This is a genomic window from Bacteroides salyersiae WAL 10018 = DSM 18765 = JCM 12988, from assembly GCF_000381365.1.
Lineage (GTDB): Bacteria > Bacteroidota > Bacteroidia > Bacteroidales > Bacteroidaceae > Bacteroides > Bacteroides salyersiae.
On sequence record NZ_KB905470.1, the window covers coordinates 20,619 to 33,432 of the forward strand.

Here is a 12,814-nt window from a genome sequence, read left to right on the forward strand (position 1 = left end):
AATTATGAACAGTAAATATTTCAGAAGAAGAAAACCGTTTGACTTTGATCCGCATCCATTGGACGTGGGCGTCCCTTTTTCCAAGAACGATACGCATGCGGATGTACACTTTCTTATAAAAGTTCAGCGACTTCCAGAGAGTCAACTTGAAGATCTCTTTTTGCGCCACTTCAACTATTACAAAGCTGAATTCAACGATACTGACGGCAGAGAGTTTTTTAAAGAATTATGGCAGACTGTTAATTCCGAGCTAAAAAAGGAAAGAAGCAAATCACAGGAAAAGCTGTCGGCGACACAGAAAAGAAGAAACGACCTTAGAATACAGAAATTCCAGTATTTCATCGAGAATATCCTTCCCAAATATGACCGATGGAATTTCACGGTAAGTCTGTCAAAAAAATATGAGATAGTCAGCGAGCAACTATTGCAAGAAGTAAAGAGCAAAACTCAAATAGAATTCCAGCGGACACAGGAATTGATCGATTCGGCATTTACGAAACTTGCCAATTCATCCAATGCAAGTACAGAATCCAATATAAATACCATAAAAACTATTCTGGAGAACTATCTAGATTCGAACAAAGAGGAACAGGAAGAATTAAAAAAGCAATTCATCCAGAAACAAAATCTCGATCGTTTGCTAGCACAGTATAATACGACATTAAAAGAATTGGATGAATTTAAAGAACAGGTTAAAAAGCTCAAAAAAGAGAAATCCCGATTGAATTCCTTGGATCATCATAAAATCAATATACTGAACGGCGACAAACTTAATCTGATCGCGTTGTTTGATGAATTTATGAAAGCAAAGATAATAATCAACGGAAAAGCAGAAACATTCCTAGGGACTAACGCCCATATAACATGGGCAAAAATCATTTCCAATCATTTTTTGGAACATGATAAGCCAATTCCATTCGGAACAGTAGAGAACTATTTTTGTGACGGTAAACCCACCGACATTGACAATTCAGATCGCAAATTCAAAATTATTCCAATTGAATAGCCAGAAGATAAATCATACCACCCCCTTGCAGAGATGCCGTTCAAAATTCTGAACGGCATTTTTTGTGGTCTTGCTTGCCCAATTTTGTGTCAAGTTAATTAAACGAAGAAAGTGGCCATGACTTCGACATTCTTAAATTGATAAACATGAGCAAAGTATGATTACACTGGATCGAAATGCCCTTAGAGATTGTGTCAAGGATGCAGTTAGGGAAGAACTACAGGTTTTTATTTCAAAGGTTGGTAATATGGACGATCCTCCGCAAAAAAAGCAACCGACAAAACTAATGACCAAAAAGGAAATGGCAAACGAGCTTGATATTTCCCTTGTCAGCCTGACCGAATGGATGAAACAGGGGCGTATTCCCTATAAACGTATGGGAAAGCGCATTTACTTCAACAAAGAAGATGTTATGGCATCCATGACGAACTTCAACCATAACAAAGGAGGTAAATAATGATCTCGTTTAACCAGGACATAGCCACTGCATTGGATAGGGCTATAGTAAAAATAACAGATAAATTTTTAGAACCTCCGATCATGATAACAATCAGCAATTCCGATTCCGTTATCGGTACATTAGGAAATTTCAGCGCATCCACCGGAAAGGCCAAGAGTAGGAAAACATTCAATGTGATTTCATTGGTCGCTGCTGCATTGAGCGGAAAACAGATATTACAGTATAAGGTCAAAGTTCCCATAAACCGTCCATTGGTACTGTACTGCGATACGGAGCAGAGCAGATTCCATTGCCACAGGTTGATTTCAAGGGTTTACAAACTCATAAATTACCCGACAACGGAAGTCCATGAAAACCTAAAATTTATATCCCTGAGGGAATACCCCACTAAAGAGCGCATAAGTATCATCGAATATGCCCTGTCCAAATATGCGGGCAAAATATGTCTGGTCATCATAGACGGGATCAGGGATCTTGTTTACGACATCAATAATGCTACGGAAGCGACCGAAATTACCGGCAAGCTGATGAAATGGTCACAGGAGCTGAATATACACATCCATACCGTACTGCACCTAAACAAGGGTGATGACAACACCAGAGGGCATTTGGGGACAGAATTGAACAATAAGGCTGAATCCATATTACAGGTCACCAAAAGCGATCTGGATACAAACTACAGCACCGTGGCGCCAAAGTTCATCAGGGATATCGAGTTTGAGCCATTTACCTTTTTTATCGATGATGGTTTGCCCGTACTGGATGAGAACTTTGACCTGTCAGGTACAGTATCGAGAAAGGGATTCGACTATCAGGAGCTTTCCAAAGAGAACCATCGGGAAGTGTTACAGGAAATGTTCAACGGCAGTGAAATAACCTGCACATATGATGAATATGTTGGCAGATTACGGAATGCGTATCTGGCAAAGGGCTTCAATTTCGGCATCAATAAAGCCAAACAGCTGAAGACATTTCTGGAAAACAAACGGATGGTCATCAAAAACGATAAGACCTACCGGTTCAACCCTGAATTCTATTATTAAAAAACAGGTTTAGTTTAGTCCGCCCCTATATAGTAATAGACTAAACTAAACCTACTTTAAAATTAAGATTATGACATGTGATGAATTAAAGCGCATACCGCTCATATCCATATTAAATTATCTACAGATACCATGCGCAAGGATGAACAGCCGTGAAGCATGGTTTAAAAACCCATTCAATGGAGGAGACGAAAGAACGGCTTCGACAAAGTTGGATATCCATAGGAATATCTGGTACTCGCATTCGGAAGGATTCGGAGGAAATAACATTGACTTCCTGATGAAGTTTTTGGATACGGAAAACCTATCAACTGTTTTAGATTGGGCTGATGAAAGAAAAAATATCTTTTCTTTTCACCAGCAGACCGTATTGGATAAAGTACAGGTCATGCAACAAGAAAATGAACGCGCTTACACCATCCTTTCCGTTGAGCCTCTCGGAAACAAAGCTCTGACAGACTATCTGACCGACGTACGCAAAATAGATATTGAAATTGCCAGAGTATACTGTCAGGAAATCTATTACCGGACGGCAAAAGGACAGACGTACTTTGCCGCAAGTTTTAAGAATGATGCAGGTGGATACGAACTGCGCAACAGCTATGATAAACGCTCCCTATTGACAAAGGGGATCACCACGATCGATAACGGCAACAAAGATGTTGTTTTGTTTGAGGGCTTCACGGATCTGCTATCCTTTATGACGTTAAAAAAGAATGCAGGTAAGCCGTATCTAAATACGAACTTCTGTATCCTGAATACGACCGCCAATCTGCAAAAAGCATATCCATTCTTAGGGCGACATAACGGAATAACAAGCTATCTGGACACAGATAGCAGTGGTTTAAAATCGTACAACAGTTTGCGAAGCCATTTTGAAAAAACGCACACCGTAAAAAATGGAATGGAAGAATTGCAGAGGCAAGACAACAGGATCAAGGATGTCAATGACTATCTGATTTTCACATCATCCAAAGAACAGACCCAAAATATTCAATCGGGAAGAAAACTATCGAATAGGTAGGAAGCAAGGTTGTGTTTTGGTGACCCCAAAACCGATTGGCTCCCGATGGTCACAGCTAAAAAGAAACAAGATGAAAAATAACAAGAAAAAAGGCGGAAGACCCGCACTCGAAAATAAAAAACAGTTCAGGATCAATGTCCGTTTCGATGAAAGCGAACATAACAGAGTTTTGCATAATGCAAAAATTGCAGGTATGAGCAAATCGGAATGGGTACGCAAATCTGCGATCCTACGAAAAATTACACCTAGGTTTACCGAAGAACAATTGAAAGCTTTTAGGGCGATTACTGGGGCTTCGAACAATCTAAATCAGCTAACTAAAAAAGCACACCAGTCTGGACTGATTGAGGTGACACAGGAATGCAAAAATACGATCCATCACATTAACCATTGTATCAATAAACTACTGCACCATGATAGCGAAGATAATTGAGGGCCGATCTTTCGGCGGATGCGTTGGATACGCCCTGAAAAAAGATAGTGAGATTATCCATGTAAATGGATTACGGACGGATTCGGCAAAGACCATCACACAGGACTTTAATTTTCAGCGGATGCTGAATCCAAGATTGGGCAAGGCAGTCGGACACATTATTCTTTCGTGGAATACAGAAGATAAAAACAAGCTGAATAATGACATCATGCTATCCGCAGCTAAGCGTTATTTATCAAAATTAGATATTAGGGATACCCAATGCTTAATGGTGCGCCACCACGACCGCCAACATGATCATATCCATATTATTTTTAATCGGGTAAACGATCATGGCAAAACTATCTCCAATAGCAATCAGCGGTATAAGAGCTTTAAAGCTTGTAAAGAATTAAATGCATTATATGGCTTTAAGCAGTCCGAAGGAAAACGAAATGTCAACAGAGGTAGACTGAAAGGTAATGATCTAACGAAATACCAAATTTACGACACCGTCAAGGCAGGCATACGACACAGTAAAAACTGGAAGGAACTACAAAATTATATCCGTTACAGAGGTGTGGAAATGCAGTTTAAATATAGATTGGGGTCGGATGAGGTTCAAGGTATTTCGTTCATCAAAGATGAACAGACATTTCGGGGTTCTGCCATAGACCGCTCATTGAGCTTCGGACAGATCGACAAGGCTTTAAATAGCATAGATAATTCTATTGAACTAAATCAAATTACTGGAAGCTATGTTTCGAAGGATCATTCTATAGACAGAAATATCGGAGAAACACTTGGTCACATAACATCAGCTTTATTTTCGAACCCCGAAATTACACCAGAGCAAGATGATCCGTTGATCAAGAAAAGAAAAAAGAAAGAGAATTACGGACTAAAACGTTAATACCATGAACACAGAATTAGAAAATATACAGCAACAGGTAAGCGCATTGCAGGAAAACACAGACTTGATCACGCAGGATATTGTACGAATAATGCCTACAATTGTCTCCCTACTTTCTGAAAATGAAAAGAAAATGCAGGAATTTCATGAAATGCGAGCAAAGGATCAGGAACTACTACAACAGATCAAGCAATTTATTAAAAGAGAAAACGATGTACTATCTAAGATCATTAACGATTATGGGACACTTCAGGATGTAGCTAATGAAATCTCCACAATAACTAGACAGGAATTAGCTGTATTAACAATCAAAGAAAAAGACATTGTTTCAAAGATAGCTGAAATTCCTGATCAGGTCATTGTAAAACATCATTACGGCATTGATCTCAAATCAACACCTCTGATCATTGTTATGATAGCATTATCTACCATTATTTCGCTAGGTCTCGGTGTTCTATACGAGAAGAACAAACAATTAGACGATAGAAAATCGTATGAAATGCGTTACCGAATGATAGAATTGGAGCTACCGCATGTAACATCGCATATCGATTCTACTCATTCTCTTAACCCTAAGAAATTCCATAATTTGGTGATTAAAAGAGAGGAAGAAAATAAACTATTAAACAGTATAGACCAAAAACGTCAGGAGATCAAAAACTTAAACAGTCCTGAATAACGGCTCGGCGACTTGGCGAAGTAGCGAAGCTGTATCGAAGATACAAAAGCGGAGCTATTTAGCCAAGTCGCTTGTTGTAAGCAGTCCGCGAAGCGGCGGCTTACGGCAAGCGACGTAAGTCGCCGAGCCATTGTTAGCAAGGAGCGCAGCGGATTGCTAACAACGTGCCGCGTATTGGCGATGGGCGGGATTTTTAGCACTGAACTTTAATCGAAGAACAGAAGTTGAATTTTGCACTTCCGTTGATACGAAGCCGTTCAGCCCGCCTATTGCCAATACGATGTTGTACGACGTAGTTATGTTTTGGGTTTTAGTCCAGCTAAATATTTTCGTATGTCATTTTCTAATTTATCCGGGTATTTGTACTCTAATTTTTTTGACAATTCAGTTCCTATTTCTGAAACTAAATCAGTCATTGAAAATAGAGCAGTCCAATTTTCCTTTATATCGCTCCCTGAAAATGTTTGTTCTGTTTTAGCCCACATTTCCTGGTTAAGATACTTTTTGAAAAGTCGTCCATATTTATTGGTCGTTATGTTCCAATTGTGTTCACTTGCAATGTGCCATTCAATTAAAGGAATTAGATATTCTGTGCGAATAACGGTTTCCGACATAAATTTCGCATAGAATATTTCATCTCTCACAAGACACTTTGCCACGTAAGTTGTGTCCCACCAAAAATCGTTTATTAGATTTTGAAACTCTTTTTCAGACGGTTTTTTGATAATGGAAATTTGATAAGTTGGTTTCAGCATTTGCTTTGTAATACCATCTTTATCAATTAAAATTTTATAACCAATATCCCAATCTTCTGGTAATTCTTTCTCTTGCGTTTCCTTTATAAATTTTGATTTGCTGTAAAGTTTAAAATCTACTTTCACACCGTCTTCATAAAGTAGCATTTTCATTGCGTGTTTATGGTTAAAACAACTTTCGTCTTCTTCAATCATAGCAATTGGATTTCCGAATTTAAGCGTCCAGCTTTTGTCTGAAATGTAATTTGTATTATCCTCAAAAACAAATTCAATGTCTAAATCACTAAATTCGTCAACAAGTGCTAAAGGATTTACAAGTGAACTTGTCAGAAGAAGAACTCTTACATCTTCGTTTTTCTCCGACCATTCTATAATTGTTCTTAACTTTTCTTCTCTGACTTTCATTTTGTTTGGTTCGGTTTTACTATGTCGTACAACGTTTGGCAAATTGGCGATGGAGCCGACTTTTAGCACAAATGTTGAATAGAATTACTAATCTTCAACATTGCACAAAAGTTCAATAGAAGTACTTCACCGGCTCTATTGCCAATTTGTTTGTTATGTGCCGTTTTATTCCATTTTATACATTTAACAATTGCTGAAACGTAAAGTCGGGTTTAAACATTTCAATTTCGTTTTGAGTTGATTCTTCTTGTGCTTCTTTGCCATAGATAAACATTTGCTGTTCATAATTTTTAACAGCCTCTTCAATGCTATTAAATTTTCCATCGGCTAGATTATCAGACAATATCAAGGCATCCACCAACCCACTATTTACTCCCTGCCCTGCAAAAGGCGGCATCAAATGTGCGGCATCCCCAATCATTGTTATGGGTAATGGGCGCTTGCTTTTCCAAGGCTTTTCTAAAGGAAATATCCGTGTAGCCAATCCTACAAATGACAACGTCGTATGAATCAATTCTTTGTAGCGTTCGTCCCAATCGGAAAATTCTTTCAGAAGAAAATCAACGACACTATTTCTGTTTTGAAAATCTACCTGCGTTTGGTTTTTCCATTCATCAGGTGTTTTAAAACTTATTCCAAAATGCAATGCACCATTATTATTGGGGTTAGCAAATAATAAATTACCTTGGTGAGATGCCATTAGCCGGTTTCCATTGCATAGCTGAAAAAATCCAGGACAGTTTATCTCTGGTTGATGAATATCGGCTTGTATATTGAAAGTACCTGTTTCTTCAACTTCCGTGTCGGTAACAAATTTTCTTACCTTGGACATCCCGCCATTGGCAAGAATAACCAAATCTGCTGTTTCACTCGGTTTATTCTCAAAAGTTAGTGTCCACTTCTTCTTACCAGGTTCAAGCATAACAAGTTTTCTATCCCAAATAACCGTGTCGTTTTCTAAACTATTCAACAAGATAGCCCTTAAGTCATTTCTGTTTATTTCAGGATTGTCAAATCGATTTTCGGGCTTTACATTTTTTGTGGATAAAATATTGCCTTTTTCATCAGCAATATTTACACCCATTGGTAAGGCTAAGTCATAATAAGTTTGTAACAATCCCGCTTTTTTCATTGCTTCCTGACCTGAACCTTTGTGTAGGTCAAGGGTTCCACCAAAAATTCTTGCCTCTCGGTCGTTGTCTCTTTCGTAAACTGAAACGTCTATGCCGTTTTGCTGTAATAATTTTGCCATAGTCAGTCCAACGGGTCCACCACCAATTATTGCAACGTTCTTATCACTAAGTAAATTCATTTGTTTGTCTGTATCTATTCGCATTGTCATTCAAAAATGGCACATAACGTCCGGCGGCTTGACGCAGGGCGGGTTTTTACCACTACCTTTCAATCGAAGCCGATACCGTAAAATTAGAAAAAAATGTTCAATCGAAGACGTTTACCCCGCCTTGCGTTTCAAGCCGATTGTTGTGGGCTGTTTTTTTTGTCTGTCGAGTTATACATTCATTAGCTGTTGAAAAGTAAAGCTCGGATTTCGCATTTCTATTTCATTCTTTGTCGAGTCCGCTTGTGCTTCTGTTGCGTAAACAAACATTCGTTGTTCATAGTCATCAATAGCACTTTGTATCGTTCCAAATTTCCCGTTTGTAAGATTTTCTGACAAAATCAAAGCGTCCATTAGTCCAATGTTTACGCCCTGCCCTGCAAAAGGTGGCATTAGGTGAGCTGTGTCGCCAATTAAAGTTATGGGTAACGGACGATTACTCTTCCAAGGCTTTTTGTCTAGCGGAAATATTTTTATTGTTAAACCAACGAAAAAAGTTGTTGAACGAATTAACTCCTTGTATTCATTGCTCCAATTTGAAAACCTGTTTGTCAAGAACTCGGAAACGCTTTTTGTGTCCTTAAAATCTAATCCTTTTCCATTATTCCATTCTTCAGGCTTTTTGAAAATGACACCGTAAGTTAACATTCCGTTGTTAAATGGATTCGCAACTAATAAATTCCCTTGATGTGCGGTCATTAGTCTATTGTTGTTGCACAACTTATAAAATTCAGGGCAGTTCGTTTCTGGTTCAGGAATGTCGCCCTGAATAATAAAAGTACCTGTTTCTTCGACTTCATTATCTGAAACAAAATTTCTTATTTTAGACATTCCACCATTGGAAACAATAATAAAGTCGGCCAATGCAGTTGGCTTATTTTCAAAATGTAGCAGCCATTTTCCGTTTTCTTGTTCAAGCCCAATAGATTTTCTATCCCAAACAACTGTGTCATTTTTCAAGCTGCCAAGCAACATTTTTCGCAACGCGTTTCTATTTATTTCGGGGTTGTCAAACTTATTTTCGAGTGTCGGGTTTCTTGTTGCTATAATGTTACCCTTCTCATCAGCAAAGTTTACGCCCATAGGTAGCGCCAAATCATAGTAGGTTTGCAACAATCCTACTTTTTTCATTGCTTCTTGTCCTGAATTTTTGTGAAGGTCAAGCGTTCCGCCCCAAACTCGTGCTTTTGGGTTTTCATCTCTTTCGTAAACGGTAATGTCAATACCGTTTTGTTGTAACAAGTTTGCCATTGTTAGTCCAACTGGTCCGCCACCGATAATTGCAACTTTTTTATTGTTTAATAAACTCATATTTCGATAGTCATTTGATGTTTGTCGTGTCGTGTGCAAAATAGCCCACAACGGTTCTCAGCTATACGCAGGCAGGGATTTTAACCACTGAACTTCCTACGAAGAACTGAACTTCAAATTTACCACTTCACTGTCATAGAAGCACGAAACCCCTGCTTGCGTATAGGTGATGTTATGCTGTCGGCTTTCATTTTTTCTTCTTTCTCGTTAATTTATCGAGCAAAGTTACTAAATTTGCCGTTGTATAATTATAAAAGAATATCTCTGTGATTTGAATTCAAGTATTCACCTGTAAGAAGTTACTAATGACAAAAAAGAAATTGCCCGTTCGTTTTACGGGTCAGCACTTTACTATTGATAAAGTGCTAATAAAAGATGCAATAAGACAAGCAAATATAAGTAATCAGGATACGGTTTTAGATATTGGGGCAGGCAAGGGGTTTCTTACTGTTCATTTATTAAAAATTGCCAACAATGTTGTTGCTATTGAAAACGACACAGCTTTGGTTGAACATTTACGAAAATTATTTTCTGATGCCCGAAATGTTCAAGTTGTCGGTTGTGATTTTAGGAATTTTGCAGTTCCGAAATTTCCTTTCAAAGTGGTGTCAAATATTCCTTATGGCATTACTTCCGATATTTTCAAAATCCTGATGTTTGAGAATCTTGAAAATTTTCTGGGAGGTTCCATTGTCCTTCAGTTCGAACCTACACAAAAGTTATTTTCAAGGAAGCTTTACAATCCATATACCGTTTTCTATCATACTTTTTTTGATTTGAAACTTGTCTATGAGGTAGGTCCTGAAAGTTTCTTGCCACCGCCAACTGTAAAATCAGCCCTGTTAAACATTAAAAGAAAACACTTATTTTTTGATTTTAAGATTAAAGCCAAATACTTAGCATTATTTCCTGTCTGTTAGAGAAACCTGATTTATCTGTAAAAACAGCTTTAAAGTCGATTTTCAGGAAAAGTCAGGTCAGGACAATTTCGGAAAAATTCGGTTTAAACCTTAATGCTCAAATTGTTTGTTTGTCTCCAAGTCAATGGTTAAACTGTTTTTTGGAAATGCTGGAAGTTGTCCCTGAAAAATTTCATCCTTCGTAGTTCAAAGTCGGGTGGTTGTCAAGATGATTTTTCTGGTTTGGTGTCGTCTTTTAAGCTGCCGCATAACAACATCTGTTTTAACGAAACGAATATACGGAAAATTTCGCTTAACCAACCCTATATACGTGTTTCGTTATTTGACTTTTCTTTCTACATAAGATATTGATATATTTGTATTTAAAAAATAAAACCGCACAAATAGCGAAACAAAATATTATAAAATACTATTTCCCTGATATGAATAGCGAAATCATACTTGAAACCTTCGAAAAGAGATTGCTGATGCAGAGATATGCTGGCAATACCATTAGATCGTACAAGGATTACGCTAGTATATTTCTTAAACATGTTAGTAAATATCCCTCCCTTGAAGAAATTCCACTGTCAGATATTGAGGCGTTTATAAACGAAAAAGTTCAAAATGGGAAAATTAGTGTTTCCTATCAAAAAGGATTAGTGGGCGCAATCAAGAAGATGTACGAACTGATATTGGACAAAAAAATCCAACTGGATTACTTATACCCGAAACGCTCATTTTCTAAATTACCTAAATTCTTTTCAAAAGAAGAAGTAAGAAATATTCTCGATAACACTCAAAATCTAAAACACAAGGCTATTCTGATGACAATCTATAGTTGTGGACTACGTCTTAGCGAACTGTTGAATCTCAAAATCAAAGACATAAAATCTTCCGATGGAATTATCAGAATCCATCAAAGCAAAGGTAATAAAGATCGGATTGTATCATTACCAGACAAATTGCTGGCGACTTTGAGACATTATTATCAAGCATTCAAGCCAAAGGAGTACCTCTTCGAAGGTGAGAAGGGTGGCAAGTATAGCGAACGAAGTGTACAGTTGATTCTGAAAAAAGCATTGATCAAAGCAAATGTTCAGTCGGAAGGCTCTGTACATACTGGGCGACATTCTTATGCCACACATTTAATCCAATCAGGTATCGATATCCGAATTGTAAAAGAGTTATTGGGTCATGAAAATATAAAAACGACTATGATCTACACTCATATCACTGACATAGACAAGCAAAAGACTCCTAGCCCTCTTGATTTTTTATAAGAATAAGATGAACTTTTCACGCTCTATAGAAACAAGCATTATGTTCCAATCATTCTTTAAGAAGGGTTATTCTTCTAGCTTAACTTAACTTTGCTTAGGTTATTGAATAATCAATATTCAGATATAATTTGTCCGAAATGTGTCCGAAAAAAGAAAAAGCCACTGATTATCAGTGGCTTTTGTCGGGGTGGCAGGATTCGAACCCTTGGAGCCTTCATCGCAATATATGGTTACACTTGCTATCCTCATATGAACTTTCCTGTTTCGGCCTGCCGCTACAGCCCCTACCGCCTTCATTATAGTTTTTGTCATACTTAAAGCCCCCCTTTCCCAACGTATTAAAGAATGAAACTGCTCCCAGAACGAGCTGGAAGTACGATGGCATTGGAAACCCAAGCGCACATGAGATTGAGCAAGTGATTACGACTAAGCGTAAACAGATTGCAAAAGTAATCTTTTTATTTCTAACTACAAAATCAACATCATAACGGCTTGCGGTAGTTCGCTTCCAGCACCTCGCGCAGCACCGTTTCCGGGTAAAGCACCTTCCCTCCCAAAAGGATAAAGGGCAACACGCGGTTGTTGCGGTATTCTTGCAAGGTGCGTCGGCTCACACGGAGCAGTTCCGACACCTCGCCGTCCGTCAGGTAACGCTCCCCGTCCAACGGAGGACGGTAACTTTCCAGAAATGCGGACAGCCATTTCGAGCCTTTGCGCATATTCTGCATAACAGAGGCTATCGGCTCGTCTTCCATTGTAAAAACATCGTTGTTCTCGTTCATCATAACTTCGGATTCAGTGGGTGAATAAATCAAATCATCTGCCGTGCGGATAGAGCGTGCCGACAAGCGGTATCAGCCGCTTCACCTCCTCCGGCTTGTAATAGAACCTGCGGTTTATCTGCGAGTAGCCGATAAGCCGCCTGTCGCGCAGCGTCTGCAACGTGCGCGGGCTTATTCTCAACTGCCCGCAGACCTCCTCGCCCGTGAGCCATCTTTCCATGCGCCCTGTGTCGCTTTTGCGCCTCAGGGCGGCGACCTTCTCCGAAAGTGCGCCGAACGCCGCCATCATCATCTCGAAGGTCTTTTTCTCGATAGATACTATTTCCATATTCATGCAATTATCGGTTTGCCCGCAAAGGTAACGGTACGGTTCCGAACACGTGCCGTTTTCCGCTGAAAGGCTGCCTGTTGCGCCGTTTGACCGGGTTACGGAGCCATCTTCCGGAAAAATCTTACGTGAGTCACGTAGTGAGTTGTTAAAGCCCCCTTCGTTTATTGCCGAA

Annotated in this window: 13 protein-coding genes and 1 pseudogene; 9 read left to right on the forward strand and 5 right to left on the reverse strand. The window is 38.8% G+C overall.

All coding sequences use genetic code 11. The annotated features are described in order from the left end of the window. The first annotated feature begins 4 nt into the window (after positions 1-4). The 7 genes from HMPREF1532_RS20020 (at position 5) to HMPREF1532_RS20050 (ending at position 5,537) form a co-directional block, all read left to right on the forward strand. On the forward strand, positions 5-1,006 hold the full coding sequence (locus HMPREF1532_RS20020) for a coiled-coil domain-containing protein (protein WP_003013276.1): 1,002 nt from the start codon (positions 5-7) through the stop codon (positions 1,004-1,006). A gap of 157 nt (positions 1,007-1,163) precedes the next feature. Further along, complete coding sequence (locus tag HMPREF1532_RS20025; protein ID WP_003013280.1) at positions 1,164-1,463, forward strand: helix-turn-helix domain-containing protein; 300 nt, start codon at positions 1,164-1,166, stop codon at positions 1,461-1,463. Next, complete coding sequence (locus tag HMPREF1532_RS20030; RefSeq protein ID WP_003013282.1) at positions 1,463-2,509, forward strand: AAA family ATPase; 1,047 nt, start codon at positions 1,463-1,465, stop codon at positions 2,507-2,509. The genes HMPREF1532_RS20025 and HMPREF1532_RS20030 overlap by 1 nt, the downstream gene beginning before the upstream one ends. Positions 2,510-2,651: 142 nt before the next feature. After that, positions 2,652-3,533 carry a toprim domain-containing protein gene (locus tag HMPREF1532_RS20035; protein ID WP_003013284.1) on the forward strand — a complete coding sequence of 294 codons (882 nt, stop codon included), beginning with the start codon at positions 2,652-2,654 and terminating at the stop codon, positions 3,531-3,533. Between the two features lie 70 nt (positions 3,534-3,603). Further along, on the forward strand, positions 3,604-3,966 hold the full coding sequence (locus HMPREF1532_RS20040; RefSeq protein WP_003013287.1) for a plasmid mobilization protein: 363 nt from the start codon (positions 3,604-3,606) through the stop codon (positions 3,964-3,966). Then, positions 3,947-4,858, forward strand: a complete 912-nt coding sequence (locus tag HMPREF1532_RS20045) for a relaxase/mobilization nuclease domain-containing protein (protein ID WP_003013289.1) — start codon at positions 3,947-3,949, stop codon at positions 4,856-4,858. The genes HMPREF1532_RS20040 and HMPREF1532_RS20045 overlap by 20 nt, the downstream gene beginning before the upstream one ends. A 4-nt stretch (positions 4,859-4,862) precedes the next feature. Next, entirely contained in the window at positions 4,863-5,537 is a 675-nt protein-coding gene (locus tag HMPREF1532_RS20050) for a hypothetical protein (RefSeq protein ID WP_003013290.1), read from the forward strand. A 296-nt stretch (positions 5,538-5,833) separates the two neighbouring features. On the opposite strand, the gene HMPREF1532_RS20055 is transcribed toward HMPREF1532_RS20050, so the two are convergent. The 3 genes from HMPREF1532_RS20055 to tet(X1) all read right to left on the reverse strand — a co-directional run bounded on the left by HMPREF1532_RS20055 (position 5,834) and on the right by tet(X1) (position 9,347). Continuing rightward, positions 5,834-6,697 (reverse strand): aminoglycoside 6-adenylyltransferase AadS, encoded by an 864-nt coding sequence (locus HMPREF1532_RS20055; RefSeq protein ID WP_003013318.1) that lies wholly within the window; start codon positions 6,695-6,697, stop codon positions 5,834-5,836. Between the two features lie 175 nt (positions 6,698-6,872). After that, the gene (locus HMPREF1532_RS20060; protein ID WP_008651082.1) at positions 6,873-8,039 is read right to left on the reverse strand and encodes a tetracycline-inactivating monooxygenase Tet(X2); all 1,167 of its coding nucleotides are present in this window, start codon (positions 8,037-8,039) and stop codon (positions 6,873-6,875) included. Between the two features lie 168 nt (positions 8,040-8,207). Further along, positions 8,208-9,347, reverse strand: a complete 1,140-nt coding sequence (tet(X1), locus tag HMPREF1532_RS20065; protein WP_005790841.1) for a tetracycline-inactivating monooxygenase Tet(X1) — start codon at positions 9,345-9,347, stop codon at positions 8,208-8,210. A 305-nt stretch (positions 9,348-9,652) separates the two neighbouring features. On the opposite strand from tet(X1), the pseudogene erm(F) reads away from it, so the two are divergent. Beyond that, positions 9,653-10,452 (forward strand): annotated as a pseudogene (erm(F), locus tag HMPREF1532_RS20070) (23S rRNA (adenine(2058)-N(6))-methyltransferase Erm(F)). Between the two features lie 237 nt (positions 10,453-10,689). Then, entirely contained in the window at positions 10,690-11,529 is an 840-nt protein-coding gene (locus tag HMPREF1532_RS20075) for a tyrosine-type recombinase/integrase (RefSeq protein WP_005790834.1), read from the forward strand. Between the two features lie 482 nt (positions 11,530-12,011). Here the strand turns inward: HMPREF1532_RS20075 and HMPREF1532_RS20085 are convergent, their stop codons facing one another. Together HMPREF1532_RS20085 and HMPREF1532_RS20090 are read right to left on the reverse strand one after the other, a co-directional pair. Continuing rightward, a complete protein-coding gene (locus tag HMPREF1532_RS20085; protein ID WP_005934579.1) occupies positions 12,012-12,314 on the reverse strand; it encodes a helix-turn-helix domain-containing protein in 303 nt (100 codons plus the stop codon). 31 nt (positions 12,315-12,345) lie between these two features. After that, positions 12,346-12,645 (reverse strand): helix-turn-helix domain-containing protein, encoded by a 300-nt coding sequence (locus HMPREF1532_RS20090; protein WP_006255804.1) that lies wholly within the window; start codon positions 12,643-12,645, stop codon positions 12,346-12,348. Positions 12,646-12,814: the final 169 nt, after the last annotated feature.

Coding starts and splice junctions, on each gene's coding strand:
- HMPREF1532_RS20020 (WP_003013276.1), top strand. CDS start 5: ATGAACAGTAAATATTTCAGAAGAAGAAAACCGTTTGACTTTGATCCG.
- HMPREF1532_RS20025 (WP_003013280.1), top strand. CDS start 1,164: ATGATTACACTGGATCGAAATGCCCTTAGAGATTGTGTCAAGGATGCA.
- HMPREF1532_RS20030 (WP_003013282.1), top strand. CDS start 1,463: ATGATCTCGTTTAACCAGGACATAGCCACTGCATTGGATAGGGCTATA.
- HMPREF1532_RS20035 (WP_003013284.1), top strand. CDS start 2,652: ATGAACAGCCGTGAAGCATGGTTTAAAAACCCATTCAATGGAGGAGAC.
- HMPREF1532_RS20040 (WP_003013287.1), top strand. CDS start 3,604: ATGAAAAATAACAAGAAAAAAGGCGGAAGACCCGCACTCGAAAATAAA.
- HMPREF1532_RS20045 (WP_003013289.1), top strand. CDS start 3,947: ATGATAGCGAAGATAATTGAGGGCCGATCTTTCGGCGGATGCGTTGGA.
- HMPREF1532_RS20050 (WP_003013290.1), top strand. CDS start 4,863: ATGAACACAGAATTAGAAAATATACAGCAACAGGTAAGCGCATTGCAG.
- HMPREF1532_RS20055 (WP_003013318.1), bottom strand. CDS start 6,697: ATGAAAGTCAGAGAAGAAAAGTTAAGAACAATTATAGAATGGTCGGAG.
- HMPREF1532_RS20060 (WP_008651082.1), bottom strand. CDS start 8,039: ATGACAATGCGAATAGATACAGACAAACAAATGAATTTACTTAGTGAT.
- HMPREF1532_RS20075 (WP_005790834.1), top strand. CDS start 10,690: ATGAATAGCGAAATCATACTTGAAACCTTCGAAAAGAGATTGCTGATG.
- HMPREF1532_RS20085 (WP_005934579.1), bottom strand. CDS start 12,314: ATGATGAACGAGAACAACGATGTTTTTACAATGGAAGACGAGCCGATA.
- HMPREF1532_RS20090 (WP_006255804.1), bottom strand. CDS start 12,645: ATGAATATGGAAATAGTATCTATCGAGAAAAAGACCTTCGAGATGATG.